Source organism: Wielerella bovis (assembly GCF_022354465.1).
Classification (GTDB): Bacteria; Pseudomonadota; Gammaproteobacteria; order Burkholderiales; family Neisseriaceae; genus Wielerella; species Wielerella bovis.
Genome location: NZ_CP092361.1, coordinates 1764776 through 1791124, shown reverse-complemented (window position 1 = coordinate 1791124; position 26349 = coordinate 1764776). Strand labels below are relative to the sequence as shown.

Below are 26349 nucleotides of genomic sequence, written 5' to 3'. Positions count from 1 at the left end.
GAGAAAACACATGACTCGCATAGAATATATTGCTGCCGAGCTCACGGCTCGCAAACAATTTGTTACCTGCGCCGAATCTTGTACAGGCGGATTATTATCTGCTGCATTAACCAGTATTCCAGGTAGTTCCGCTTTTTTTGACCGAAGTTTCATTACTTATTCTAATAAAGCCAAACAGCAAATGCTCAATGTAAACTTTGAAACTTTACGCCATTATGGTGCAGTAAGCGAAGAAGTGGTGCGCGAAATGGCTTTGGGCGCACTCATCAACACCAAAAGCGATTACGCATTAAGTATTTCGGGTGTTGCAGGACCCGATGGTGGTACGGCAGACAAACCTGTTGGCATGGTGTGGTTTGGTTTTGCGACCAAACAGCGCATTTGGGCGAAGCAATTTCAGTTTTCAGGCAATCGTGAAGAAATTCGTCAGCAAGCCGTACAATATTCATTGGCGATTTTGGAACATTATTTAAAAACAAGCACTAAATAAACATAAAAAGGCAGCCTGAAAGGATGAAAAAACTTTCAGGCTGCCTTATCTATTGATGATATAAGGACTGTATATGGCACAATTTCTTGCGATTCATCCAGAAAATCCACAAGAACGGCTGATTAAACAAGCGGTAGAAATCGTCAAAAATGGCGGTGTAATTGTGTATCCCACCGATTCTTGTTATGCGCTTGGTTGCGTGATGGGCGATAAAGCCGCGATGGAACGCATTTTGTCTATCCGACAAATAGATTTAAAACATCATTTGACCTTGGTGTGCGCCGACTTACGCGATTTGGGCACTTATGCCAAAGTGGATAATAGCCAATTTCGCCAACTCAAAGCTGCCACACCGGGGAGCTACACTTTTATTTTGCAAGCAACCAAAGAAGTACCCAACCGTACTTTGCACCCCAAACGCAAAACCATCGGCTTACGCGTTCCCGACAATATTATCGCACGCGCTTTATTGGCAGAATTGGGCGAACCGCTGTTGTCTTGCACCATGATGTTGCCCGAAGATGAAGAACCATTGACCGACTCATACGAAATCCGCGACCGTTTAGAACACGCCGTAGATGTCATTATTGATGGCGGCTGGTGTGGTACAGAACCGACCACCGTTATTGATATGACCGATGGCATAGAATTGGTGCGTCAAGGCAAAGGCGATATTGCCTTATTTGGTTTATAAAGGCAGCCTGAAACCATGTTTAGCATACAAAAGAATCATGATATTACGCCATACACCACATTTGGCTTACCCGCACGCGCCGCGTATTACACCGAATTGACGTGTAACCAAGATTTGCCGCAATTATGCCAGCAGCCTGAATTTGATATGCATACCGTTTGCTGGTTGGGTGGTGGCAGCAATGTATTGTTTATGCAAGATTTTCCTGCGCTGGTGGTACGCATGGCAACGCGCGGCATTCGTGAAATTTCGCGTTCAGGCTGCATGGTTTTGGTGGAAGCCCAGGCAGGGGAAATATGGCATGATTTTGTCCAAACCACACTCAAAATGGGCTTGTCGGGCTTGGAAAATTTAAGTTTGATTCCGGGTACAGTGGGCGCATCGCCTGTACAAAATATTGGCGCGTATGGTGTGGAAGTCAAAGACCGCATTCATAGCGTACAATGTTTTGATATTGAAAAACAAGCGTTTATTACTTTATCTAATGCAGATTGCCAGTTTGCCTACCGCGATAGTTTTTTTAAACACGAAGGCAAAAAACGTTTCGTGATTACAGCGGTTACCTTCGCACTTTCTACCGAATGCGTGCCACAAGTACAATATGGCGATTTGGCGCAAGTATTGGCACAAAATTGTGGCGAGCGAACACCGACCGCACAAGATATTTCGGACGCGGTGTGTCAAATTCGCCGCAGCAAATTGCCAGACCCTGCGATACTGGGCAATGTGGGTAGTTTCTACAAAAATCCAATTGTATCCGCAAAATTGGCAGATAATATTCAGGCTGCCTATCCAAATATGCCACGTTATCCGCAAGATAATGGCAACGTGAAACTTGCCGCCGCTTGGTTGATTGACCAATGCAGCCTGAAAAATTATCAAATTGGCGGTGCGGCGGTGCATGATAAACAAGCACTTGTTTTAATAAATAAAAATAATGCTACTGCAGATGATGTGCGTGCGCTTTCGGATTATATTTGTTTACAAGTCAAACAAAAATTTGCGATAGATTTACACCCCGAACCTGTGTGGCTGCCTGAAAATTAAGCGCGAAATATATAAGGCAGCCTGAAACATTTCAGGCTGCCTTTTTGTGCGATTTTAATTTGCTAGAAGTGGTTTTCAGGCTGCCTCTGCAATTTTTTTGCGGCTAACACGCGGTTTTGTAAACGATAATTTTGTTTCCTGCTTATCCGCGTCCCAATCCACCCACACTTTGCCGCCGTCCACCAAACGCCCAAACAGCAATTCATCTGCCAACGCCTTGCGAATTTGTTGCTGAATCAAACGGTTCATTGGGCGCGCGCCCATTTGTGGGTCAAAACCTTTTTCAGCCAAATGCTTACGCATGGATTCGCCAAACACCGCCACCACATTTTTCGCAGCCAACGAGTCTGCCAAAGCCACCAAAAATTTGTCCACCACCTTCACAATCATCTCGGGTGAAAGCGGCGCAAAGGAGATAATCGCGTCCAAACGGTTGCGAAATTCGGGCGTGAATTGTTTTTTAATGTCTACCATTTCATCGCCGTGCTCGCGTTTGCTGGTAAAACCAAAAGTAGGGCGGCTCAAGGCTTCCGCGCCCGCATTGGTGGTCATGATGATAATCACATTGCGAAAATCCGCGCTGCGCCCTGTGTTGTCGGTCAGTCTGCCTGCGTCCATCACTTGCAGCAAGACATTGTAAATATCGCGGTGGGCTTTCTCAATTTCGTCTAATAATAAGACCATATGTGGTTGTTTATTCACGCATTCGGTCAATAATCCACCCTGTTCATAACCCACATAACCAGGGGGCGCACCAATCAAACGCGACACTGCATGCGCTTCCATATATTCAGACATATCAAAGCGTTGCAATGGTACGCCCAAACAATGCGCCAATTGTTTCGCCACTTCCGTTTTGCCCACGCCCGTTGGCCCGCTAAAAAGAAAACTGCCAATCGGTTTTTCAGGCAGCCCCAAACCTGCGCGGGACATTTTTACCGCCGAAACAAGGGCTTCAATCGCATTGTCCTGCCCAAAAACTTGCGCTTTCAAATCTGCCGCCAGCGTTTTCAAAATTTGTTTGTCATCGTGCGACACGGTGGTTTCGGGAATGCGCGCAATTTTCGCGACGACTTGTTCAATAATTGTTTTATCAATTTGCGTGGCGCGGTGTTCAGGCTGCCTGATTCGTTGCGCCGCGCCCGCTTCGTCAATAATATCAATGGCTTTATCGGGCAAAAAACGCTCGTTAATGTATTTGGCGGACAATTCGGCGGCAGCCTGAAACGCTTCGTCCAAATACTGCACTGCATGATGTTGCTCAAACATTGGGCGCAAACCTTGCAAAATTTGCACCGTTTCCGCCACACTCGGCTCAACAATATCAATTTTTTGGAAACGGCGACTCAAAGCATGGTCTTTGCTGAACACCGTGCGAAATTCTTCGTAAGTGGTCGCACCAATGCAACGTAATTGCCCTTTTGCCAAAGCGGGTTTGAGCAAATTGCTCGCGTCCATCGTGCTGCCTTGCGTGCTGCCTGCGCCAATCACGGTGTGAATTTCGTCAATAAACAAAACCGCGTTGTCCACTTTTGCTAATTCTTTCAGCACCGCTTTTAAACGCGCTTCAAAATCGCCACGATATTTCGCCCCCGCCAACAATGCCCCCATGTCCAAAGCAAATACGGTGGCATTTGCCAATACATCAGGCACTTGTTTTTGTTCAATTAAATAAGCTAAACCTTCTGCCAATGCGGTTTTGCCCACGCCAGCCTCGCCCACCAAAAGTGGATTGTTTTTGCGGCGGCGGCACAAGACTTGCAACAAGCGTTCCATTTCCATTGTGCGCCCAATCAAAGGGTCAATGCGCCCAGCTTGTACTTCGTGGTTCAAATTGATGGTATAGGCTTCCAATGGTTTATCGGCGAGCGTGTTGTCTTCATCTTCTTCTTCTTTGGGAATATGTTTCAGGCTGCCTGAACCGTGCGAAAAATAACGCAATAAATCCAAACGGGTTACGCCATGTAATTGTAATAAATAGGAAGCAGGGCAGTTCTCTTCGTCCAAAATGGCAATTAACACATCTTCTGGCAAAACTTGGTCTTGTGAAGATTGTTGCACATGAATCATGGCACGTTGCACGACACGCTGTACGCCCAAAGAGGGTTGTGGGTCGTGTTGTTTTTCATTACGGCGATAAGTTGGTGTGTTTTCATCAATATTTTCATGTAATTGTATTACCAGCAAAGCTGTATCTACACCGCAATGTTGTAAAGCGGCATTGACTTGCGGGGAATCTTGCACCAATGATAATAATAAATGTTCCAAACCCACTAATTCATGTCGGGCAGCATGCGCATCTTCATACATATTTTGGAAAATTCGTTCTAATTCGTGTGAAATCATAGCGATAGCTCCTCTATCGTACACATAAGTGGATGTCCAGCCTCATTTGCTAGCATTAATACTTGTTGTTGTTTGGTTTCCGCCATGTCGCGGGTGTATGTGCCACATAAGCCTTTGCCATGATGATGCACTTCCAACATGATTGCTGTTGCTTGTTCTTCAGGCAGCCTGAAAATTTCTTGTAAAATATTGACCACAAAATCCATAGGCGTATAGTGGTCATTCAGCAAAAAAACGCCATATTTTTTGGGTGGTGCTATTTTTTGTTTGTTGATTTGTTTATGGGTGGAAGTGGAAGACATAACATTCTTTCTGTTGTATTTTTGCGTATTTTAATGAAAAATTGGACTTTCCCCAAATACTTCTTGACGAAAATAGGCGGATAAGTGAGAATGCTCAGCAGCGGAAAACGCGCAATAAAATTGTTTGCAGTAACACCAACCAATCTATTAATGCTCGATTTTTTGCTATGTTTTTTAATTTTTTTGTAAGAAAGTGCATTATATGGCAACTGGTACTGTTAAATGGTTTAACGATGCTAAAGGTTTTGGTTTTATTACTCCTGATGAAGGTGGTGAAGATTTGTTCGCACACTTCTCTGCGATTAATATGGAAGGTTTCAAAACATTGAAAGAAGGTCAAAAAGTTTCTTTTGATGTAACAACTGGCCCTAAAGGTAAGCAAGCAGCCAATATTCAAGCTGCTTAATTCTAAAACCACAAAGAGGTTTAACCAAATAGTACGAAAGATGGATTTTTAATTAAATCCATCTTTATTTTATATTTCAGGCTGCCTTTATTCAAAAGGCAGCCTGAAAATAGATTATCCACGTTTTTTATAAGCAATTTCTAAACGATAGCGATGAGGTTCCAAATCAATATTTGCTAATTCTGCTGCTTTAATCAAGCTATTGACTTCAACGCCACGCTTGGTTTGATTCAATGCCCACATCATTGCTGAACGTGTACCTGTGCGACAATATGCCAAAATAGGGGCAGGGGATTTCGCAACGGTTTCTTGAAATTCTCGCAATGCGGCATCATCAATACCATCCATTACTACAGGCATGTACACCACATTTTCAATACCTACGGCATTTAACCAAGTTTTCACTTGTTCAAAAGAGGGTTGATTAGGTTCTTCGTCATCAGGGCGGTTGCAAATAACGGTTTGGATGCCATATTGCGCTGCGCGTTTGGCAAAACGTTCATCTAATTGATTGGATATGTACAAATAATCTGCAATTTTTTCAATAGCCATAATTTCGGTTTCCTTTGCTTTATTATTAGGGTGGAACTGGGATGACGCGCAAGCGACCAGAAGGTGAATATTCTAACGTTTTTATATTGTATCGGGAAGTTTTGTTTACAATTTCTTGCGATATTTGTTTATGGAGATGTGTCTTTTTATTCTTAAGGGACTAATGATGATTTGTGCATGATACTGCTACGCTATCATTAGCCCCTAACTCCTAAAATAATTCAATCAAGGTTTCAGGCTGCCTATTGTTCCGAGATTATTTTTGGTTGGCTTCAATAACTTGTTGAAGTTGTGGCATGGGTGCATAACCGCTTTGCACTTGACCATTTGGAAATACGATGGTTGGTGTGCCATTAAAGCCCAGACTTTCGCCCAAAGCGGTGGTTTCTGCCACATGATGTTTGCATTCGGCTACTTTGGGTGGCATTTTATTTTCACGCATCCATTGAGTCCATGCTTGTGTTGGATTAGGCTGACACATAATTTGTATGGATTTGCGTGTTGCATCGGGGTGTAACGATGGGATTGGCATCATAAAATTGTAAATTGTGATGTCAGTCATTTTAGCAAATTCGTGTTCTAAACGTTTGCAATAAGGACAATCAGGGTCAGAGAATACGGCAACTTGCAATTTGCCATTGCCGCGTACTTCTTTGGTGGCATATTGGAATGGCAATTTGCTGTAATCTACTGCATTTAAAATGGCTTTGCGTTCTTCGGTCAAGCTGCGACCTTCTGATGTTTCAATCAAATCACCAACCAGCATATAGGCACCTTTTGCATCGGTATAAGCGATTTGTTTGCCATTTGCCACGATTTCATATAATCCTGTTATAGGTGTACCATTAACACTTTCAATTTTTAAACCTTGGTCGGCATAGTTGCGTTCCAATGTGCTGATGATGGTTTTGGCAACATCTGCTGGTACTTCTTGACTAATGGATGCTGGTTTGGTTTGATTTGTTTTGGCTACTTCAGGTTTACCTTTGTTGGCAGCAGGCGCTTGCCCACAAGCACTTAAAGCAGTTGCAATGATTAATGTGGTTAGCGTATAAGAAAATTTCATGGATGATACTCAATCAAAAATAAAATAAGGTGCATGATACCTAATCAAGCTTAAAATACCAATCCAATTTATGCAAAATATCGTCAAATTCAGGCTGCTTATTCATTTTTATAGTTGTTCAAAATAAAATTACTATGGAGTTGCCAATTCTCTATAAATGTTACACGGTGGTTGTTGTTTTTCTATTTCCTCCCCTCCCTTCAGAACTTTTGTTGATATGTATAGTGAATTCACTATACAAGAAAAGAATATCGTTAAAAAAATTGTGACAAAACACGGTGTGAGTTTGCTTTACACTATTATTTATAATGCAGCCTGAAAACACTTGAGTCTAAAAAACAAGTATATAGGTTTCCATAATTTCAGCTATTGTGATTATAAATTGCAGACTTTACAGCGAAATTCGTATAATCCGTTCCGTTGATTAACCACACTCTATTGGAGAAAATAATGTCAGTTACAATCAAAACTGCTGCTGAATTGGAAGGTCAAAACGTACCTTCAGTTGTATTCCACACTCGTCAAGACGATGCTTGGGTTGATGTTTCTACTGATGATTTGTTCAAAGGTAAAAAAGTTGCTGTATTCTCATTGCCAGGTGCATTTACCCCAACTTGTTCTTCAACTCACTTGCCACGTTACAATGAATTGGCCGCTGAATTTAAAAAACGCGGTGTAGAGAGCATCATTTGTATTTCTGTAAATGACACGTTCGTAATGAATGCTTGGTTGGCTGACCAAGAAGCAGAAAACATCATCGTTGTACCAGATGGTAATGGCGAATTTACCAAAGGCATGGGCATGTTGGTAAACAAAGAAGCTTTGGGTTTCGGCGACCGCTCTTGGCGCTATTCTATGATTGTGAACGATGGCAAAATTGAAAAAATGTTCATTGAGCCAGTAAAAGATGGCGACCCATTTGAAGTGTCTGATGCAGATACTATGTTGAAACACATTGACCCAACTTGGGTGCCACATGAGTCTGTATCTATCATCACTAAACCTGGTTGCCAATTCTGTGCGAAAGCAAAAACTTTGTTGAAAGAAAAAGGCTTCTCATTTGAAGAAATCGTATTGGGTCGTGATGCTTCTATCACTTCTGTTCGTGCGATTACAGGTAAAGCAACTGCGCCACAAGTATTTATCGGTGGTAAATACATTGGTGGTAGCGAAGAGTTGGAAGCATACTTGGCAAAATAATTGAATTTGCTATAATTAGCTCACTTGTCTCCTAACAGGTGCGACAGTTTTCTCCTCCTTTTCTGGCGCATCTGTGGTAATTACGACAGTTTTCTCCTCCTTTTCTGGCGTAATTACCCCTGAACGGTTTCGGCTTGTTCAGGCAGCTTAATTGAATAAACAGTTAAGCTACCTGAACAAGCCATTTTTGGTATTTTCAGGCTGCCTTCATATAATCGTTTAAAAAATTTATTTTAAACGATTATATGAAGGCAGCCTGAAACGCAATATCACACATTTAATTATTTAATACACAAATCTTTTATTCTGCTTAATAATAGCATCACTTGATAAACATATTGAAAGGAAAAATCATGAAACAAATTAATGCAGATGTGGTTGTTATTGGTGGTGGCACAGCAGGTATGGGTGCTTATCGCAATGCGTTGTTGCACACCAAAAATGCATATTTAATTGAAAGCCATGTTTTTGGCACAACGTGTGCGCGTGTTGGTTGTATGCCATCAAAATTATTGATTGCCGCAGCAGAAGCGCGTCATCATGCTTTGCATACCGACCCATTTGGCGTACATTTGGACAAATCGTCTATTCAAGTGAATGGCGTGGAAGTGATGAACCGCGTGAAATCCGAACGCGACCGTTTTGTTGGTTTCGTAGTTAGTGATGTGGAAGAGTGGGATGCTGATAAACGCATTATGGGTGCGGCAAAATTTATTGATGAACATACCATTCAAATTGACGACCATACACAAATCAAAGCTGACCGTATCGTAATTGCGACAGGCTCACGTCCTGTGATTTTCCCACAATGGGAAGTGTTGGGCGATAAATTATTGGTTAATGATGACGTATTCTCTTGGGATACGCTGCCTGAAAGTGTGGCGGTGTTTGGGCCTGGTGTGATTGGTTTGGAATTGGGTCAAGCATTGGCACGTTTGGGTGTACGTGTAGAAATGTTTGGTTTGGGTGGTTTGATTGGTGGTATTTCAGACCCTGTTGTACGCAATGCCGCTATTGAAGTATTGGGCGAAGAATTGGTGATGCACTTGGATGCGAAAACCGAAGTGGCATTGAATGCGGACGGCAAAGTGGAAGTCAAATGGTCGCAAGATGGTGAAAGTGGTGTCTTTGTGGCAGATTATATGTTGGCAGCGACAGGTCGCCGTCCTAACGTGGATAATATTGGCTTGGAAAACATTAATATTGAAAAAGATGCTCGTGGCGTGCCAGTTGCTGACCCATATACCATGCAAACTTCTATTCCACATATTTTTATTGCAGGTGATGCGTCTAATCAACTGCCTTTGTTGCATGAAGCTTCTGACCAAGGCAAGATTGCAGGTGTGAATGCAGGGCAATATCCTAATATTACCAAAGGTTTGCGTCGCAGTATGATTGGTGTGGTGTTTACCAATCCGCAAATTACAGCCGTAGGTGCGCGTTATGCTAACTTAAAAGAGCAGTATGGCGACAAGTTTGAGTCTGATGTTGTGATTGGTGAAGTATCATTCAAAAATCAAGGTCGTAGCCGTGTGATGTTGGTAAATAAAGGTCATATGCGTGTATATGCTGACAAAAATACAGGCGTGTTCTTGGGTGCGGAGGCGATTGGCCCTGCCGCTGAACACATTGCACATTTGTTAGCATGGTCGCATCAGCAAAAAATGACCGTGCCACAAATGTTGGATATGCCGTTCTATCATCCTGTAATTGAAGAAGGTTTGCGTACTGCATTGCGTGATGTGGCAGCTAAATTGTAAGGCAGCCTGAAACCTTTGCAGAACCTGAAACTGTAAGTCGGATTCTTGCAGTTTCTTAACTAGGTAAATATTTGTTTCATAGTGAATTCAATTTAAACCAAAACAGTGTCGCCAGTTCCCTTATGTACCAGATGTACAAGGTGGGTCGCTGTCATCTTTTCTAGATTTAAATTGAATCCGCTATAAGATTAAGTTATTGATAATCATATAAAAAGGCAGTCCTGAAATATTTTCAGGCTGCCTTTTGTATCATAAATGATATTGACACACCGTTTCCACTTCTTCCGCACAACCCAATACCACTGCTACACGCTGATGCAAACCAACAGGTTGAATATCCAACATATTTTCACGCGCATTAGTGATTTTACCACCCGCTTGCTCCACTACCAAACCCAAAGGATTGGCTTCGTACATCAAACGCAATTTACCTGCTTTGCTGGGGTCGCGGTTATCTTTCGGATACATAAACACACCGCCACGCATCAAAATACGATGCACTTCTGCCACCATACTCGCCACCCAGCGCATATTGTAATTTTTGCCGCGAATCCCTTCTTTGCCCGCTAATAATTCCGCAATATATTGTTGGACAGGCTGCTCCCAATGGCGTTGGTTAGACATATTAATCGCGAATTCTTCAGTAGATTCAGGGATTTGTGGCGCGGTATGCGTTTGTACAAATTCGCCACTTTCGTTCAAAGTAAATACTGACACGCCATGTTTAAACGTCAGCACCAGCAAAGTTTGTACGCCGTATAACACATAACCTGCAGCCACTTGGTCGCGCCCTTTTTGCAAAAAACTTTCTGTTTTCAGGCTGCCTGAAGGTTTTACCAACACCGAAAAAATCGTACCAATGGAAATATTGACATCAATATTGGATGAACCGTCTAATGGGTCAAACAACACCAAATAACCGCCCTGTTCATTTGCTGCAACAAAATCATCTTCTTCCTCGCTCGCCAAACCTGCGACATTTGGATTATTTCGCAAGGTATCAATCAAAATTTGATTGGCAATCACATCCAATTTTTTCTGTGCTTCACCTTGTATATTGCCTGTACCCGCTTCGCCCAATACGCCCGATAATGCGCCTAATCGCACATTGCGGCTAATGGTTTGACATGCAGAAACAATGGCTTGAACGGTATCCAACAGCGCAGGTTCTAATTGATGCTCTGCACCATGCTGGTGTAAATATTCAGAAAACGTAGTCATGATTGCATCCTTGTAGTACGATGTAGTCAAAAATGGAAGTTTAGCGATTTTATCGCGCAAAAACAAGTTTCAGGCTGCCTTTCGTATGAAATAAATATTCATTTTTATTTATAAAAAAATTGATTTGTTGTATTTCAGGCAGCCTGAAAACATATTATAATTCCATTAATTAAATTTTTTGATTATCCAAACTAATATAATGAGCAAAGAATCACGTCCAAGTACTTATAATCGCATTGTTGATGCCAGCTTACAATTATTCAATGAACAAGGCGAGCGCAACATTAGTACCAATCATATTGCCAATCATCTTGGCATTAGTCCTGGTAATTTGTACTATCACTTTTCCAACAAAGATGAAATCATCGTGCAACTGTTCAAACGATACAGCCACGAAATGATGACGTATTTGCATGAAATAGAGCACCCAAACAATATCATTGAAATCGTGAAATATTTTGCAGGGATTTATGATATTTTGTGGCAATATCGGTTTTTATTCAGCGATGTCAATGGGTTGCTGACGCGTAACCGAGAATTGCTGGGCAAGCACAATGAGTTTACGCATGAACAGTTTTCGCCACTTGCGATTGAGTTAATTGGTAGATTGAAGGAACAAGATATTATTCACATTGATGAAGTGGGGATTCGCAATTTAACCATTAATTTATGGCTGGTTAGCAAATATTGGTTTGATTTTGACATTTCATTATATGGGGCAGACAGTCCTGCGAAAAAAATCAAAGCGCGTGGCGTGTATCGTACATTAAGTTTACTGCGTCCACATCTCACGGAAAAATACATTGCAGAATTTGATGAGCAAATGTGTTTGTTAGAAGAAGCATCTTAAAAGCACAAAAGGCAGCCTGAAAACAGTATAATCACATTTTCAGGCTGCCTTTTTATATGGAAAAATCATGTCCGATAAAATTTCTCAATCCGATTTACATTTAATTAATGATTTAAATGCTGCATTGCAAACAGAAAAACATCGCGGTTTGTTTTCCGTTGTGGTAATTTTGTTTTTGTTGATGATTGCATTTGTTTCGTGGGCATATTTCAGCACAGTGGAAGAAGTAACGCGCGGACAAGGCAGCGTGATTCCGTCCAGCCGCGAACAAATTGTACAAAGTCTTGACCCAGGAACCATTGCCGAAATGAAAGTGAAAGAAGGCGATGTGGTGGAAAAAGGGCAAGTGTTGTTGAAATTGGACGATACCCGTTCTTCGGCAATTCTGCGCGAAAGTGAAGCTAAAGTAGTCAATTTGGAAGCGATGATTGCGCGTTTGAAAGCGGAAGCGTATGGCACAAATTTGACGTTTGCTGAGCATATTCCTGCCGATTTACGCCAACGTGAAACGGCAGCATTTCAAGCGCGTCGCCGTGCAATGACGGATACGGTGGCTGGTTTGCGTGAAAGTAAGCGTAATCTGGACCAAGAAATCGCAATCACTTCGCCAATGGTAGCGCAAGGTGTGATGAGCGAAGTGGAATTGTTGCGTATGAAACGTGAATCAGCAAATTTATCTTTGCAAATCAGTGAAAAACAAAATCATTATGCAGCGGAAGCCAATAATGAATTAGTAAAAATTGAAGCAGAGTTGGCACAGGCGCGTGAAAATACAGCGATGCGTGCTGACCCTGTGGAACGCAGCGAAATTCGTGCGCCTTTGCGTGGTGTGGTCAAAAATATTCAAATCAATACGGTAGGCGGCGTGGTGCAGGCGGGGCAGGATATTTTGGAGATTGTGCCGCTGGACGATAAATTGTTGGTAGAAGCGTATATTCGTCCGCAAGATGTGGCGTTTATGCGCCCTGGGTTGGATGCGGTGGTGAAAATCAGTGCGTATGATTATGCAATTTATGGCGGCTTGAATGGTAAGGTTACGTTGATTTCGCCCGATACTTTGAGCAATCAAAAGCGTGCTGATGAATTGAAATTAGACCAAAATCAGCAATATTATCGCATTTTGGTGGAAACGGACGGCAATGCGATTACGGATAAAAATGGTAAACCGATGGAGATTATCCCTGGTATGGTGGCGACAGTGGACGTGAAAACGGGCGAAAAAACGGTGTTTAATTATTTAGTTAAACCGATTACGCGCTTGAAACAGGCTTTGCGTGAACGATAAATTGTTTTCAGGCTGCATTTTGTGAAAAATACAAAATGCAGCCTGAAAGTTTATTTATAGTCGTTTCAAATAAAAATAGGACAAGGCGACAACGCCCGCCGTGTACGAGTAGTACATAAGGGCATTGGCAACACTGTACTATTTGAAACGACTATACAAACTTGGGATTAGGGGCTAATGACTGTGTAGTATCGTGTCATTAGCCTTTATTTTTAAGCTGAAATCTTTGCAAAAACCAAACGGTAGGTCGGATTCTTGAATCCAATATTTTATATTTGGTAAATATTTGTTTTTATTAAAAAACTGTCATATGTGAGTATTCAATCTACGAATTTTCAGGCAGCCTTACAGTACACGACAAAAACTTTGGGTTGCCTGAAACTTGTTCCCTCTCACGTCTGGCAGGGGAGGGTTAGGGTGGTGGTTCGTTGATTTACAACAATATTTATTTTTCCCTCAGATTTTCTCCCACCCTAGCCCTCCCCTGTTGGAGACGGGGGAGGGAACAGGTTAGTGGTAACTTCAAAAAAATTGTCGTGTATTGTAAGGCAGCCTGAATAGGTTTAGCAAAGGTTTCAGGCTACCTTGTTATAGTCGTTTGAAATAAAAATAATACAGTACTGCCAGTTCCCTTATGTACTATAGGTAACACGGCAGTCGCTGTCGCCTTGTCTGTGTTAATTTGAAACGACTGTATTTACCCAATCGCTGCCAATAATTCTTTTTGTACCGTTAATTGTTTGGTAGCATGATTTAAATCGGCGCATTCCACCAAAAAACTGTCTTCGGCGCGTTCGTCCAGCGTGGCGATTTTGGCGTAGTGCAAGCGGATATTGTGTCGCGCGAACACTTCGGTTAAATCGGCAAGCAAATAGGGACGATTGGCAGCAATCACTTCAATCGTGTAACGCGCTTTGTGTTCGTCATCGGGTTGAATGCGGATAATCGGCGCAATCGGCAATAAACGGGCGCGGCGACTGGCTTGGGCTTTGTTGGCAGTAAATTCGGGAATATCGCCTTGTACAAAGCGTTGCAGCGCGTTTTCTATGGTTGTTTGAATGCGTTTGCGGTCATCTTCATTGCTGTGTTCGGGCAATGTGATGATGAAATTATCCAAAATAAAATCGTGCGCGGTAACAAAGGCGCGCGCGGCGGCAATGTTGAGCTGGTGTTGCGAAAACAAGCGGCATAATCGCGTAAACAAGCGGTCGCGGTTGGGCATATACACCAAAGCGCGCAGATTGTGGCTATCTTCCATGGTCTGCACTAATGCGATGGCTTGTTCGGGGTGTGCGGCGATTTGTGGTAATTGGCGCACAATGGTCGGCGTGCTGTGGCGCGAGAAATAGGCTTCGCCCAATGCGTTGAATAAACGGCGTATATCGCGTGCTTTGTAACCCAATGCGGTCAGGCATTCTTGTGCGTGGCGATAGCGTGCGGCAATATCATTTTCGTTTTTCAGGCTGCCTGATAATTGTGCAGAGGCAGCCTGAAACAGGCTTTCTAATAATTGTGCTTTCCACGAATTCCAAATTTTGGGATTGGTGCCGCGCATATCAGCAATGGTCAGCAAATACAAGGCGGTGAGTTTTTCTTGATTGCCCACGCGTTCGCAAAAACGCTGCACCACTTCGGGGTCGTTGATGTCTTCTTTTTGTGCGGTTTGCGACATCAGCAAATGTTCGCGCACCAACCATGCGAGTAAGTCGGCATCGTCTGCGGATAATTGGTGGTCGTGGGCAAAACGCAGCGCATCAGCAACGCCCAATTCAGCATGGTCGCCATTGCGTCCTTTGGCGATGTCATGAAACAGCGCGGCGAGATACAACATATGCGGTTTGGCAAAACCGTGCATCAACGTGGAAGCGGCGGGCAATTCGTGGCTGTATTCTTCCAATGCCAAACGGCGGACGTTGTTCAACACCATTAAAATATGGTCATCTACAGGATAAATGTGGAATAAATCGTGTTGCAGCAAGCCGACAATTTTGTGCCATTCGGGCAAATAGCGTGCGAGTACGCCGTATAAATTGAGAAAACGCATCACATGGGTTAAGCCTGATGCAGCCTGAAAAAAACCGAGAAAACGGGCACGATTGGTGGGATTTTGGTAAAACGCGGCATCAATTTGGCGTGATGCTGCCCACCATGCGCGTAAGGTTTTTGGGGCAATACCGTTGATATTACTGTGATTTTGCCATAATTCAATAATGCGAAATAGGTTTTCAGGCTGCCTTGCAAATAATTGCAAATCATAGGCAGCGATTTGATTGCCATCTTGAAAATAATCGGCATCAATTTCGTGGCGAATGCGTGAAAGTGGCGAATACACGCGCCCTTGCAGCATGGGGATAAGTATGCCGTTCAGTTGCATCACGGTTTTGGCAGCGCGATAAAAATTGTGCATCAAGCGTTCAATGCCTGCCTGTTTATTGGGCTGACACCAGCCATTTGTTTCGGCAATGTTGCCTTGTAAATCAAAGATTAAGCGGTCTTCTTCCCGATGAGCGGCAAGATGCAATTCAATGCGTAATTGCGCCAGTTGGCGGTGGCTGCGGCGCAATAAATGGGCTTCGGTAGATGTAATGACTTGGTTTTGGATGAGCGCGCTTAAATCGGGATACAGATTTTGGGCGCGTACCAGCCAGCCGATGGTGTGCAAATCGCGCAAACCGCCGATGCAATTTTTGATATTGGGTTCAAGGGTCAGACTGGGTTGCTTGGCGTGGCGTTGTTGCATTTCAAGCAATTTGCTTTCCATGAAGGTAACGGTGTCGCGTTGCAGCCTGAAAATGTGTAAGGCGTGTTGGGCAAAATCGGCGTTGCCTGCGATAAAACGGGCTTCCAATAATGCGGTGTCTGCGCTTAAATCTTCGCGTGCTGCGGTAGCTAAATCTTTCAGGCTGCCTGATTTGACGGCGGGCGCAAGTTGTGTGTCCCACAAAATGTGAACAAATTGTTCAATATTTTGTTGTTCATTTGCGCTTAAATCGGTGGGCGAAACAATGGCTAAATCAATATCGGAATGCGGATACATTTCGCTGCGCCCGTAGCCACCAAGTGCGAGCAAACATAGGGGCGATGTGTCGCCAAAATGTTCGTGCCAAATGTGTTTTAACCAAGTATCCAGCGTGTTTGTGTAGGCTCGGAAAAATTGGAATGGGCGGCGATTGCGACGATATTGTGCGATGGCGTGTTGTTTGTGGTGAATTAGGATTTCGTGGGATGTCATGGTGTGGACTCGTGGGTTTTCAGGCTGCCTGAAAATAGATTGTTTATCTAAAAATACGACAAAATTACTTGTGATAACGCTGTTTTATTCATTTAATTGACGATGTCGCACCAATACTTGAAATTGCGCCCCCAATCGTTTGCCTAATTGTTCTGCAATATACACCGAACGATGTTGCCCACCCGTGCAGCCAATGCCAACGGTAACATAACTGCGGCTTTCATCTTGCATACGCGGCAACCAACGGCGTAGAAAATGTTCAATGTCATCAATCATTTCGCTTACCAATGGCTGTTGCGATAAATAATCCTGAATCGGTTTATCTTTGCCATTGAACGGGCGTAGCGCAGGGTCATAATATGGATTGGGCAGCGAGCGCACATCAAACACAAAATCGGCATTCAACATCGCGCCATGCTTGAAACCAAACGATTCAATCCCCACCAGCAAAGCATCACGACTTACGCCCAACCATTGTCCCACCGTGCGCCGCAGTTGTTGGGCATTGAGTTTAGACGTGTCCACACAATACGCCAAATTACGCAACGGCAACAACCATTCACGTTCGCGCTGCAAACTTTCAGGCAGTGTTTCATATTTTCGGCTCAATGGGTGGCTGCGGCGTGTTTCGGAAAAACGGCGTAACAATACTTCTTCGGTTGCTTCCAAAAACAAGATTTCTACTTCGTGTCCCATTGCGCGTAAATTGGCAATCATGCACTGCGCGGCTTCAATATCCAAATTGGAACGCACATCTATGCTAATTCCTAATTTACTGGTTTTCAGGCTGCCTTTTTCATGCAAACATACTAACTCAGGCAATAAAGCCAAAGGTAAATTGTCTACACAATAAAAGCCGCTGTCTTCCAATAAATTCAGCGCAACGGTTTTTCCCGAACCCGATAAACCACTAATCAATACTATCTTCATCATTTATCTCCTCATCTTTCATCATGATTGCTTGGTGGCGTTCCAGAAATTCTTTCGTACTGTTTTTGCCACGCAACTGCAAAATATAATTGCGTACTGCCGCTTCCACCAAGACCGCCAAGTTGCGCCCAGCCGCCACAGGCAATACTACCGAGCGAATTTTTACATTCAAAATACTTTCTGTTTCGGTGCGGATAGACAAGCGGTCAAGTGTTTTCATGTAATCATCATCGGCAGGCATCAGGTTGATGATGAGCTTCAATTGTTTTTTCGGGCGGATAGATGTTTCGCCAAAAATATGCCGAATATTGAGCACGCCCAAACCGCGTACTTCCAAGAAATCACGCAACATGGGCGGGCAGCGTCCTTCCAACACTTCGGGTGCGGTGCGATGCAATTCTACTGCATCATCTGCCACCAAGCTGTGTCCACGCGAAATCAATTCCAAAGCCAATTCGCTTTTACCCAAACCCGATGCGCCCATCAGCAACACGCCAATTTCAAATACGTCCAAAAATACGCCATGTTTGACAGTAGAAACGGCAAGCACGCGCTGCAAATAAATCCGCAAAACGTCCATTAAATATGGGCTTTCCAGTTTAGATGTGAGCAGTGGCACATTGTGCGTGTGGCAATAATCGCGCAAATTGGGCGGTACAGGCAAATCGTTGGCAACAATCACCAATGCCATTGGGAAATTGAATAATTCTTCCAAATTGGTGGGATATTCGGCTTGTTCCAGTTTTTGCAGATAGGCAACTTCGGCGATGCCTAATACTTGTACTTGATTGTGGTGGATAAAATTGAGATGTCCGACCAATGCCAAAGCGGGGCGGTCGGTGTCAATGGAGATGCGGTTATCGCCGCCTGCCGTGCCTGCTGTCCACGACATTTGCAGCTTTTGTTGATTGTCTTGATACAAACGGCGCACGGATACGCTAGGCATGATTTTTTCCTTTGATAAATAGGCAGCCTGAAACAATATTTATTGTGATAAAAAGGGGATTTTAGAATATTTTTCAGGCTGCATGATGTTTGTTGTGATATAGGTGTTAAGGCAGCCTGAAAACTGGTTTTATTCCAAAAAATGTTTCAGGCTGCCTATATGCATCCATTACGCGCCTTTGTCCACCAAAGCAAAGTGTTCTTTTTTATGACGCGGTCTGCGTCCTTCCCACAGAATTTTGCCCGTTGTTGGCGCGGCTTGGCGTTTGGGATTAAACGCGACTAATTCGTAACGACAATCGTTTTGGCGTGTGGTAAATGGTAAGTCGCCATATTGTTGCCACGAGATAATGGCATTATCGGAGTTGGGATGAATAAATAAACACGCTGTGCCGTTTTTCAGGCTGCCTTTTATATTTTCGGGTAAGGCATTTTGCATATTTTGTACCACAGGACGATAACTTTTGGCTGCATCAATCCATGGCAAAAATAAAGTCATCAACAATGCCCACACCAAGGTCATGCCTGCTGCCCAGTTGGTTACGGCTTGACGACCGCGAATGCGTTTGCGCGTGATGGCGATGAACCACATTGGTGTGAATACGAGGGCGACAATCAGCGGCATGATATTAATATCACGGGTGTAATAGGGGCTGAAATAGGCAGCGCGTTCGGCAAGTTTGGCTGGAAAACCGTAGTTCATGGCGACAAAGCCTATCCACAAAAATAATGCGGCAAAACCAAATGTCATGATGCCAAACCAGTTCAAAAAGGCTGCTGCGCCACGTCGCAAATTATCCAGTTGTGCTGCGCCAAGCAATGCTAAGGGTGGCAAAATCAGCACCAATAAATCTTGGTCGGATTGTGGATTGATGGCGAGTAAGGTACCAAATACGCCGAGCCATGCAAGGGCAAATATGCCAAATGTTTGTTGTGTGAGTTTGCCACGCGAAATTGTCCATGCGGCAAGGGGTAGGGCGGGAAAGGCGAACCACAAAATATGTTTTGCATAATAAGGTAGCTGAAAGGCAGCCTGAAAACTGCGTGTGCCGCCAAAACTGCCAAAAATATGGTGCTGTATATACAATTCAAATGCGCTGGTACTGGTGGCAGATAAGGCGAGTGGATAAACGGCGGACAATGGGGCGGCAATAACGGTTGCGCCAATTAGGGCAATGAGTGTGCGATTATTGCGCCATTGTGTGTGGGCATACATCAGGCAGCCTGAAAACAATACGGCAGCCGCCATCAATAAACCTGCGGATTGCGCTAAAAATGTTGCGCCAATACCGATTAATGCAGCAGAAAATGCGACTTGGCGATGAATGATGGAGTAGCCCCACATGGTTAATCCTGCGCCAGCAAACAAGACTGATTGTGCGCCGATAAAGTGTCCAATCGGTAATAATCCTGCCGAGCCAATCAAAATCAAAACCACACTGCGTCCATGGTGTCGCCCTAAAAATCGGTAGCCTGCTATGCCGCTGCCAAGTAGTCCGATGGTGGTAAACAAAACGCTGGCAAAGCGTGCAGCAGAATAGGCATCAGCTGCCCACGGCGACAATAATTTTTGGAAAATTAGGGCAGCCTGAATATACAGCGGCGAAACTTCAAAATGTGCGCTGCCGTGTAAAGTAGGGTGCCAAGGTGCGCCCAATGTGGCTTCTTGAATAATGGTGTAGGCGATGGGTTCATTGGGTTTCCACAAATCATGCGAAAACACGCCAGGCCACAGCCAAATAAAGACCAATAATAACAATGCCCATGGATATTCGCGTGTTTGGCGATAAGTTGAAGTGCGTGTGGGGGTATAAGTGAGCATATCAATGCAGACCAAATAAGAGAAAGTGGCATTATAGCAAAAAGTGTTTTTCAGGCTGCTAGATAAAATCAGTTACAATATCTGTCCCAAAAAAAGGCAGCCTGAAAGCCATGATACGCAATTATTTTCATCTTCAAACATGGATAAGCAACTGGGCAAATCCCTATAAACGTTATCAATTTCAACGCAATATTCATGCTATGCGTTTGGGATTAGCTGTGGTGTGTGCCAGTTTGCTTGGCTACATTTTTCGTTTATCTCACAGCGAATGGATACCGATAACTGTCTTTGTCATACTCGGCACCATTCCGTATCAAGGGTCTATTTCTGAAAAAGCACTTGAACGCATTTTGGGGACAATTATTGGCATGGCGATTGGCTTGGCATTACTTGGCATCAATGAATATTTTTTACATCACAACATCGTATTTTTTCTGATTATTGCAATATTAAGTGCCATTTGTGGTTTTTATTCGCTCAGCAAACACGGTTATGCCGCTATGCTTGCAGGTTTAACCATTTGTATGATGCTTGGGCATGCTGGCGATAATTGGATACATGAAGGTTTACTGCGCGCAGCTAATGTGATTATTGGTGCGATTATTGCGTTGAATATTTCGCGACTGATTCCCATCAAAGCCACAATGGTATGGCGATTTGCCACATCTGATAATTTTGCTGCTTGCGCCAAGCAATTTTCTGCTGTAACCGAACACAAAATCATGCATCACGAACAATGGCAAGCGCTGATTTTGGAGCAGCGCACCATCAATGCACGTTTGGTCAAAGCGCGTAGCATGATGACTGCCACCGCGTTGGAAAGTGGTATGGATAGTGAAACATTGGAAACCATGCAGCAAATTCATCGCAGCATCATCAGCAATATTCATTTAATGTTGGTAAACGTAATGCGCCTACCTAAACCACATTTATCTCACGAAGAGCAGCAGCTACTGGCACAACATTTTTTTAGCATACAACACGATTTGCGGCTCACATCATTATTATTGCGTGGCGAATGGCGACAAACCATACACATTAATTTGGCTAATGATGTTGCTATTCGCCAACTTGCTGCCAAATTGCCATTTGATACACAAGGTTTCGTGTGGACAAGTTTAAATATCCAGCGTGAACTCGCTTATTTTGTGGATTTGCTACAAGATAATCGCGAAAAATGGCTTACGCCCAACGAATGCAAGCGGTTGAAAAAATATAGTCGGAAATCTTTGTAAAACCCAAAATAGTGAATTCACTAAACCAGTACGGCGTTGCCAGCTCCCTTATGTACTAGGTGTACACGGCGGTCGCTGTTGCCTTGTCCTGATTTAGTGAATCCACTATAGTAAGGCAAATTTTTGAATCCGATATTTTGAATATTTAGCAAATATTTAATTTTATTTCAAAATTATCGGATACAAGTATCCGCCCTACGAGTTTTCAGGCTGCCTTTCCTTATCTTTTCCCATAAACAATCTTCCTAATAATCAAACGATTAGGATTAACTGCTTGCCGTAATCGTTCCGACAAAGGTTGTGCTGTGCCACAAATTTGCGCGGCAATTTCGGCGGCGCATAAAGGCGCAGTCGCTAAACCGCGTGAACCGTGCGCGGTATTGGTGTAGGCATGGGACAAATAAGGACAAGGCGTATTGATGCGGTAATTTTTGTCCAGCGCAAATTTGGCGTACACATCGCGCATGGCAGCCACATCGCCCAATGCGCCTACAACGGGCAAATGGTCATGGCTATCGCAACGCACAGCAGCGTGTCCTTTTTCAGGCTGCCTATTGTTGATTAATTCATCGTACAAAATAGGATTGAGTTGCGCCAATTCTTCTCCATTACGGATATGGTCTGCGCTGCGCCACTCGCTGCTGGCATCGTTGTTGATAAAGGTTGCGCCATAACAATGTTCGCCACACCACGCTGGGGAAATATACGATGCGCCCGATAAAGCGGTTTGCAGTTTCAGGCTGCCTTGTGTGGCGCGAGCAACGCTGGTTTGTCCGCGTATCACTTGAAACGGAAAATCGCCAATAATCGGCGTTTGCGCGTTGTCTGCGCCTGTACAAAAAACGATGTGGCTGCCGACAAATTCGCCCCGATTGCTTTGCACGCGCCAATTTTCGCCATCGTGCCAAATATGTTGCGCGGCGGTTTGCGTGTGCAACGTAATATTGTCATGTTGCAACAGCGCACGTACCACAGACGGCGGATTGAGCCACGCGCCTTGTGGCCAAAATAAACCATCTTGCGCGATGGGAATGCCCGCGATTTGGCTGGCTTGCGCGGCAGATACAGGGCGATACAAATGTTGATAATGGGTATTTTGTGCCAATTTTTCATTGCGTTGCGTTTCGGTGGCGTTGTGATTCAGATGCAAAATGCCACTCGCGCCCCACACATTTTGTTCAGGAAACAGGCGTTGCAACAAACGGCGCGTGTAGCCATATCCCGCCAACAGCAATTCGGTTTGCTCGGTGTGGTGCGCGGAAATTTTGGCATACAGCAAACCTTGTTGATTACCAGAACCTGCTTGTGCGACTTGCTCGGCGCGTTCCAATACGCTGACTTTTGCGCCACGTTGCGCCAGTTCATAAGCGGTTGCCGCGCCTGCAATACCTGCGCCGATAATCAGCACATTTTGTGGTGTGATGGTATTTTCAGGCTGCCTTTGCCATGATTTAAGTGATTTTGTGGCATTTTGTGGCACAAATTCGGTTTGCCAAACGATGTTTTCAGGCTGCCTGAAATGTTCGTGTAAATGTTGTGCCGCATATTCGGGTAAGAGCCACAAATCGGTTTCAGGCTGCCATTGGGCGATATAGTTGACCGCATCAAACACCAAACAGCGCGTGGCTTCCTGCCAATCTTGCAACAGTTGGATTTGGCTATTACTGGCGTTTTCAGGCAGCCTGAAAGTGGGAAAATGGGTATTTTGCAAACACACAACCATGTGTTTAGCATGTTGATGTTGCACGAGAAAATCGTGTAATTCGGTAAGAGTGGGCAGGGTTGCCCATGCGTAGATTGGGGTCATATTCAGGCAGCCTGAAAGGTTGATAAACTTGAATATATAATGTACGTTTTATTTGTCAATATGCATTGGTTTGAAAATATCATACTGAATAACTCAAATTAATTGAGTGGCAAGCTAGGTAATGTTACTATCTGTTTCAAAATAGGTCTGTTAAATAAAAAATGACTATTTATCTTGACTACATGTTTGTTTTAAATAAAACTAGTTTAGTGTTGTTACTTTATTCGTTCGCTCTTGATACATGGTAGTTGCAGTCATTTTATTTGTTCTTATGTTCAACAATGATGGCTTTCAGGCTGCCTAAATATGAATTTGTTTTTTGATGATTTGCATATTTTTTGTCAAAAACGCATTTTAATGGCATTATTATTGCTGCAATCCACACTCATCATTTAGATACTTACCCAAATAGGCTATTCGTATGGAACTCAACTGGCTTTTACTTGCGCCCAATGATAACCAAAGCTATATTCAGCATTTTAATCCAGCTCCTCATTCTGCCAATGTAACCGTACAAGATGGCGAGCCTGATTTTATTTATTATCTTACACCCATTCCTAATGAATATTACGATGCAGTAATGGTATCGCAGGAATACGTTCAAAATGCCCCGCCTGAAGCCTATTTGCATTGGCTGCGTGTTGTGAAACCCAATGGTAAAGTGTATGTGCAAAGTAATCAAATTGCGCCATTGGAACAAGCCATTATGCTTGCTAACCCAGTATTAAGTGATTTACAACCTTTGGGTAATCATTCGTTTGTTATGACCAAAAAATCTTACTCACCAACCAGTCAAGATTATTTATTGCTGCATGCTTTGCAAAGCGAAGCCAAACAAGAATATGGCAAAGCATTGGGTTTGTATCAACAAGCAATGGCATGGTATCCCAATAACTGGGGCATATATCAAAAATTATTTTTGTTGTATCAACGTATGGGGTGGGCGCATTTAACCGAACACATTAGTGAACAATTTTATCTGTGCCAACAAACACCTATCGCTAAAATTTTGCAAGCTCAACTTTTGTTGCAAAACCAAGATTATCCACACGGTTTTAAAATGCGCGAAGCAGCATTGGTGGATATTACTTTCAATAAGCGCACACAGTATCCACCAGAAGGCGATAATATTTTAGCCAAAAAATGGAAACGCCAATCACTCAAAGGCAAAACGTTTGTTATTTGGAACGAATTTGGTTTGGGTAACGAAATCATGTTTATGCAACTGGCGCATTTTTTCAAACGCTATTTGGGTGCAGCTAAACTGATTGTGTTGGCAGATGTTGCCAATGTGGAATTATTCCAAACACACCCCGATATTGACTTGGTGTTAGATGCGGCAACATGGCAAACCACACTGCCCGATTTTGACTACTGGGAATTTCCCTATGGCTTACTCGCTCGTTTTGATAAACCATTCAAAGAAATTCCCAAGCGCCACCCCTATTTTTTTATTCCCGAAGCCAAACGTAACACATTTGAAAACGATTTTGCCGAAAGTACGCGTCCGCGCATTGGTTTGGCATGGAGAAGCAGCCTGAAAGATGCAGTACGTTCTATTACGCAAATAACTGATTTGGATACATTAATTCAAAATGTGCCCAATGTAGATTGGTTTTGCCTACAAAAAGATTTGTCAGAAGAAGAACGTGCATGGTTGCAACAACATCATATTCTGCATTTTGCCGACCGCTTACACACATTTATCGATACCGCAAGTATCATGTCGCATTTGGATTTTGTCGTCAGCACCGACAATGCCGTAATACATTTAGCAGGTGCAATGAATATCCCTGCTGCCGTTATTTTGTCTAGCGATGCTTACGATTGGCGTTGGGGTATTGTGGGGAAAAAACACAATTTATGGTATCCCAGTGTGCTCAATATCCATGCACCACACGCATTGGCAACATGGCAAGAAACCTTGACACTTGCAGCCGAAGTAGTACGTGAACACATTCAAACTGTACGATAAAAATATGAACTATAATAATTTACAAGGCAGCCTGAAACCTTTGCTAAACCTATTTCAGGCTGCCTAAAGTTGTAGGTCAGATACTTGTATTCAACAAATTTTATAGTGAATTCACTAAACCAGTATAGCATTGCCAGCTTCCTTATGTACTACGTGTGCATGGCGGTCGCTGTCGCCTTGTCCTGATTTAGTGAATTCACTATAAATAAAAATAAAATCTTGTTAAATATGAAAAAAGTCGGATTCAAGAATCCGACATGCCGTCTTGGATTTTGCAAAAGTTTCAGCCTAGAAAATCTGTTTTCAGGCTGCCTTTTTATCGTAGTTGTTTATCATCAGTCCTCTATAGTTTTACTCTGGTAAAATTTTATTAGGTTTAGGACTATCCAATAACACAATTTCCGACAAACAACGTTCCACCTCATCTTTCATCAAAAAGCGGTCTTGCTCTGCCAAACTGCTTGGCAAAATTTGTGCACACACATCTACTTTCACATCAATCCGCTCAATGGACACAATCTGCCACAAAGAACGCAGCAAATTGATGCCTGCAAAAGAAACCGCTTGAGTGCGAGTTTGATTATCGTAATAACGCAACACAATTGGCTGTACCGCTTGATTGCTGTTTAAGGCAGCCTGAAACAATGCTGCTTTCAAAGGTAACACGCCATTACCCAAAGTTGTCCGCGCTTCGGGAAAAAAACACACATTGCCATCGCGTTCCAATTCTTGCGAAATGGCTGCATTAATCACATCAATATCTTTGCGCGAACTGCGGTCAATAAACACGGTGCCCGCATTGCCAACAATTTTACCGATGACTGGCCATTTTTTGATTTCCTGCATGGCAATAAAACTGGCAGGATACAAAGCTGATAAAACAAAAATATCCAACCACGATACATGATTTGCTGCAATCAATAAACCTGTTTTCGGTTGCTTTTCTGCGTGATAACGTGTATCCAAATGCACATTCAAAATTTTCAAACACGCCACACTCAAATCACGCAATGTTTGATGACGTTGTTCTAATGTCGCACCGTCCAACCGTCCCAAGCGTTTACCCGTTGCGTACAACCATGCTAATAATTTGATAATACGCATCACGCGTGTACAAAAAGAAGTTTTGATAGCCATAAGAAAATTGCTCAATAAAAGACGCTGCATTCTAACAAGTAGATGCG

At 43.4% G+C, this 26349-nt stretch carries 21 protein-coding genes; 10 read left to right on the top strand and 11 right to left on the bottom strand.

Annotated features, from left to right (window positions below):
- Positions 1–10: 10 nt before the first annotated feature.
- From pncC to murB, 3 genes are all read left to right on the top strand, one after another.
- Complete coding sequence (pncC, locus tag MIS45_RS08725) at positions 11–490, top strand: nicotinamide-nucleotide amidase (protein ID WP_249450246.1); 480 nt, start codon at positions 11–13, stop codon at positions 488–490.
- Between the two features lie 73 nt (positions 491–563).
- Positions 564–1184 (top strand): L-threonylcarbamoyladenylate synthase, encoded by a 621-nt coding sequence (locus MIS45_RS08720; protein ID WP_249450245.1) that lies wholly within the window; start codon positions 564–566, stop codon positions 1182–1184.
- A 15-nt stretch (positions 1185–1199) separates the two neighbouring features.
- Positions 1200–2231: a UDP-N-acetylmuramate dehydrogenase gene (murB, locus tag MIS45_RS08715; protein WP_249450244.1), complete on the top strand. Its 1032-nt coding sequence runs from the start codon at positions 1200–1202 to the stop codon at positions 2229–2231.
- Positions 2232–2306: 75 nt separating this feature from the next.
- Here murB and clpA read toward each other — a convergent pair whose 3' ends face one another.
- Both clpA and clpS read right to left on the bottom strand, forming a co-directional pair.
- Positions 2307–4577, bottom strand: a complete 2271-nt coding sequence (gene clpA / locus MIS45_RS08710) for an ATP-dependent Clp protease ATP-binding subunit ClpA (protein ID WP_249450243.1) — start codon at positions 4575–4577, stop codon at positions 2307–2309.
- Entirely contained in the window at positions 4574–4879 is a 306-nt protein-coding gene (gene clpS / locus MIS45_RS08705; RefSeq protein ID WP_249450242.1) for an ATP-dependent Clp protease adapter ClpS, read from the bottom strand. Before clpS ends, clpA begins: the two co-directional genes overlap by 4 nt.
- A 202-nt stretch (positions 4880–5081) precedes the next feature.
- Between clpS and MIS45_RS08700 the strand changes: the two genes are divergently transcribed.
- Positions 5082–5285: a cold-shock protein gene (locus MIS45_RS08700; RefSeq protein ID WP_032137258.1), complete on the top strand. Its 204-nt coding sequence runs from the start codon at positions 5082–5084 to the stop codon at positions 5283–5285.
- A gap of 114 nt (positions 5286–5399) precedes the next feature.
- Here MIS45_RS08700 and MIS45_RS08695 read toward each other — a convergent pair whose 3' ends face one another.
- Together MIS45_RS08695 and MIS45_RS08690 are read right to left on the bottom strand one after the other, a co-directional pair.
- The gene (locus MIS45_RS08695; protein ID WP_249449360.1) at positions 5400–5837 is read right to left on the bottom strand and encodes a protein tyrosine phosphatase family protein; all 438 of its coding nucleotides are present in this window, start codon (positions 5835–5837) and stop codon (positions 5400–5402) included.
- 256 nt (positions 5838–6093) lie between these two features.
- Positions 6094–6903: a DsbC family protein gene (locus MIS45_RS08690; RefSeq protein WP_249450241.1), complete on the bottom strand. Its 810-nt coding sequence runs from the start codon at positions 6901–6903 to the stop codon at positions 6094–6096.
- A gap of 450 nt (positions 6904–7353) precedes the next feature.
- Here MIS45_RS08690 and MIS45_RS08685 point away from each other — a divergent pair, with 450 nt between their 5' ends.
- Both MIS45_RS08685 and MIS45_RS08680 read left to right on the top strand, forming a co-directional pair.
- On the top strand, positions 7354–8103 hold the full coding sequence (locus MIS45_RS08685; protein ID WP_249450240.1) for a glutathione peroxidase: 750 nt from the start codon (positions 7354–7356) through the stop codon (positions 8101–8103).
- Between the two features lie 353 nt (positions 8104–8456).
- On the top strand, positions 8457–9863 hold the full coding sequence (locus MIS45_RS08680) for a dihydrolipoyl dehydrogenase (protein ID WP_249450239.1): 1407 nt from the start codon (positions 8457–8459) through the stop codon (positions 9861–9863).
- A gap of 249 nt (positions 9864–10112) precedes the next feature.
- Here MIS45_RS08680 and MIS45_RS08675 read toward each other — a convergent pair whose 3' ends face one another.
- Positions 10113–11084 carry a class 1 fructose-bisphosphatase gene (locus MIS45_RS08675; RefSeq protein WP_249450238.1) on the bottom strand — a complete coding sequence of 324 codons (972 nt, stop codon included), beginning with the start codon at positions 11082–11084 and terminating at the stop codon, positions 10113–10115.
- 199 nt (positions 11085–11283) lie between these two features.
- Here MIS45_RS08675 and MIS45_RS08670 point away from each other — a divergent pair, with 199 nt between their 5' ends.
- Positions 11284–11934 (top strand): TetR/AcrR family transcriptional regulator, encoded by a 651-nt coding sequence (locus tag MIS45_RS08670; RefSeq protein WP_249450237.1) that lies wholly within the window; start codon positions 11284–11286, stop codon positions 11932–11934.
- Between the two features lie 67 nt (positions 11935–12001).
- Positions 12002–13219 (top strand): HlyD family type I secretion periplasmic adaptor subunit, encoded by a 1218-nt coding sequence (locus tag MIS45_RS08665; protein ID WP_249450236.1) that lies wholly within the window; start codon positions 12002–12004, stop codon positions 13217–13219.
- Between the two features lie 697 nt (positions 13220–13916).
- On the opposite strand, the gene glnD is transcribed toward MIS45_RS08665, so the two are convergent.
- The 4 genes from glnD to MIS45_RS08645 form a co-directional block, all read right to left on the bottom strand.
- Complete coding sequence (gene glnD / locus MIS45_RS08660) at positions 13917–16451, bottom strand: [protein-PII] uridylyltransferase (RefSeq protein WP_249450235.1); 2535 nt, start codon at positions 16449–16451, stop codon at positions 13917–13919.
- A gap of 84 nt (positions 16452–16535) precedes the next feature.
- The gene (gene rapZ / locus MIS45_RS08655; RefSeq protein ID WP_249451367.1) at positions 16536–17381 is read right to left on the bottom strand and encodes an RNase adapter RapZ; all 846 of its coding nucleotides are present in this window, start codon (positions 17379–17381) and stop codon (positions 16536–16538) included.
- Entirely contained in the window at positions 17362–18327 is a 966-nt protein-coding gene (gene hprK, locus MIS45_RS08650) for an HPr(Ser) kinase/phosphatase (protein WP_249450234.1), read from the bottom strand. Before hprK ends, rapZ begins: the two co-directional genes overlap by 20 nt.
- Positions 18328–18495: 168 nt before the next feature.
- Positions 18496–20148 (bottom strand): ArnT family glycosyltransferase, encoded by a 1653-nt coding sequence (locus MIS45_RS08645; protein ID WP_249450233.1) that lies wholly within the window; start codon positions 20146–20148, stop codon positions 18496–18498.
- Positions 20149–20258: 110 nt separating this feature from the next.
- Between MIS45_RS08645 and MIS45_RS08640 the strand changes: the two genes are divergently transcribed.
- A complete protein-coding gene (locus tag MIS45_RS08640) occupies positions 20259–21383 on the top strand; it encodes an FUSC family protein (protein WP_249450232.1) in 1125 nt (374 codons plus the stop codon).
- A gap of 220 nt (positions 21384–21603) precedes the next feature.
- Here the strand turns inward: MIS45_RS08640 and mnmC1 are convergent, their stop codons facing one another.
- The gene (gene mnmC1, locus MIS45_RS08635; protein ID WP_249450231.1) at positions 21604–23190 is read right to left on the bottom strand and encodes an FAD-dependent 5-carboxymethylaminomethyl-2-thiouridine(34) oxidoreductase MnmC1; all 1587 of its coding nucleotides are present in this window, start codon (positions 23188–23190) and stop codon (positions 21604–21606) included.
- Between the two features lie 421 nt (positions 23191–23611).
- On the opposite strand from mnmC1, the gene MIS45_RS08630 reads away from it, so the two are divergent.
- Entirely contained in the window at positions 23612–25165 is a 1554-nt protein-coding gene (locus tag MIS45_RS08630) for a glycosyltransferase family protein (protein WP_249450230.1), read from the top strand.
- A 351-nt stretch (positions 25166–25516) separates the two neighbouring features.
- On the opposite strand, the gene MIS45_RS08625 is transcribed toward MIS45_RS08630, so the two are convergent.
- Complete coding sequence (locus MIS45_RS08625; RefSeq protein ID WP_249450229.1) at positions 25517–26302, bottom strand: lysophospholipid acyltransferase family protein; 786 nt, start codon at positions 26300–26302, stop codon at positions 25517–25519.
- Positions 26303–26349 lie beyond the last annotated feature (47 nt).

Excerpts from the sequence above, each read along its gene's own strand:
- MIS45_RS08695 (WP_249449360.1), bottom strand. The coding sequence starts at position 5,837 with ATGGCTATTGAAAAAATTGCAGATTATTTGTACATATCCAATCAATTA.
- MIS45_RS08645 (WP_249450233.1), bottom strand. The coding sequence starts at position 20,148 with ATGCTCACTTATACCCCCACACGCACTTCAACTTATCGCCAAACACGC.
- MIS45_RS08675 (WP_249450238.1), bottom strand. The coding sequence starts at position 11,084 with ATGACTACGTTTTCTGAATATTTACACCAGCATGGTGCAGAGCATCAA.
- MIS45_RS08720 (WP_249450245.1), top strand. The coding sequence starts at position 564 with ATGGCACAATTTCTTGCGATTCATCCAGAAAATCCACAAGAACGGCTG.
- MIS45_RS08670 (WP_249450237.1), top strand. The coding sequence starts at position 11,284 with ATGAGCAAAGAATCACGTCCAAGTACTTATAATCGCATTGTTGATGCC.
- MIS45_RS08690 (WP_249450241.1), bottom strand. The coding sequence starts at position 6,903 with ATGAAATTTTCTTATACGCTAACCACATTAATCATTGCAACTGCTTTA.
- MIS45_RS08665 (WP_249450236.1), top strand. The coding sequence starts at position 12,002 with ATGTCCGATAAAATTTCTCAATCCGATTTACATTTAATTAATGATTTA.
- rapZ (WP_249451367.1), bottom strand. The coding sequence starts at position 17,381 with ATGAAGATAGTATTGATTAGTGGTTTATCGGGTTCGGGAAAAACCGTT.
- murB (WP_249450244.1), top strand. The coding sequence starts at position 1,200 with ATGTTTAGCATACAAAAGAATCATGATATTACGCCATACACCACATTT.
- MIS45_RS08630 (WP_249450230.1), top strand. The coding sequence starts at position 23,612 with ATGGAACTCAACTGGCTTTTACTTGCGCCCAATGATAACCAAAGCTAT.
- mnmC1 (WP_249450231.1), bottom strand. The coding sequence starts at position 23,190 with ATGACCCCAATCTACGCATGGGCAACCCTGCCCACTCTTACCGAATTA.
- MIS45_RS08685 (WP_249450240.1), top strand. The coding sequence starts at position 7,354 with ATGTCAGTTACAATCAAAACTGCTGCTGAATTGGAAGGTCAAAACGTA.
- pncC (WP_249450246.1), top strand. The coding sequence starts at position 11 with ATGACTCGCATAGAATATATTGCTGCCGAGCTCACGGCTCGCAAACAA.
- hprK (WP_249450234.1), bottom strand. The coding sequence starts at position 18,327 with ATGCCTAGCGTATCCGTGCGCCGTTTGTATCAAGACAATCAACAAAAG.
- MIS45_RS08680 (WP_249450239.1), top strand. The coding sequence starts at position 8,457 with ATGAAACAAATTAATGCAGATGTGGTTGTTATTGGTGGTGGCACAGCA.
- MIS45_RS08640 (WP_249450232.1), top strand. The coding sequence starts at position 20,259 with ATGATACGCAATTATTTTCATCTTCAAACATGGATAAGCAACTGGGCA.
- MIS45_RS08625 (WP_249450229.1), bottom strand. The coding sequence starts at position 26,302 with ATGGCTATCAAAACTTCTTTTTGTACACGCGTGATGCGTATTATCAAA.
- MIS45_RS08700 (WP_032137258.1), top strand. The coding sequence starts at position 5,082 with ATGGCAACTGGTACTGTTAAATGGTTTAACGATGCTAAAGGTTTTGGT.
- clpA (WP_249450243.1), bottom strand. The coding sequence starts at position 4,577 with ATGATTTCACACGAATTAGAACGAATTTTCCAAAATATGTATGAAGAT.
- clpS (WP_249450242.1), bottom strand. The coding sequence starts at position 4,879 with ATGTCTTCCACTTCCACCCATAAACAAATCAACAAACAAAAAATAGCA.
- glnD (WP_249450235.1), bottom strand. The coding sequence starts at position 16,451 with ATGACATCCCACGAAATCCTAATTCACCACAAACAACACGCCATCGCA.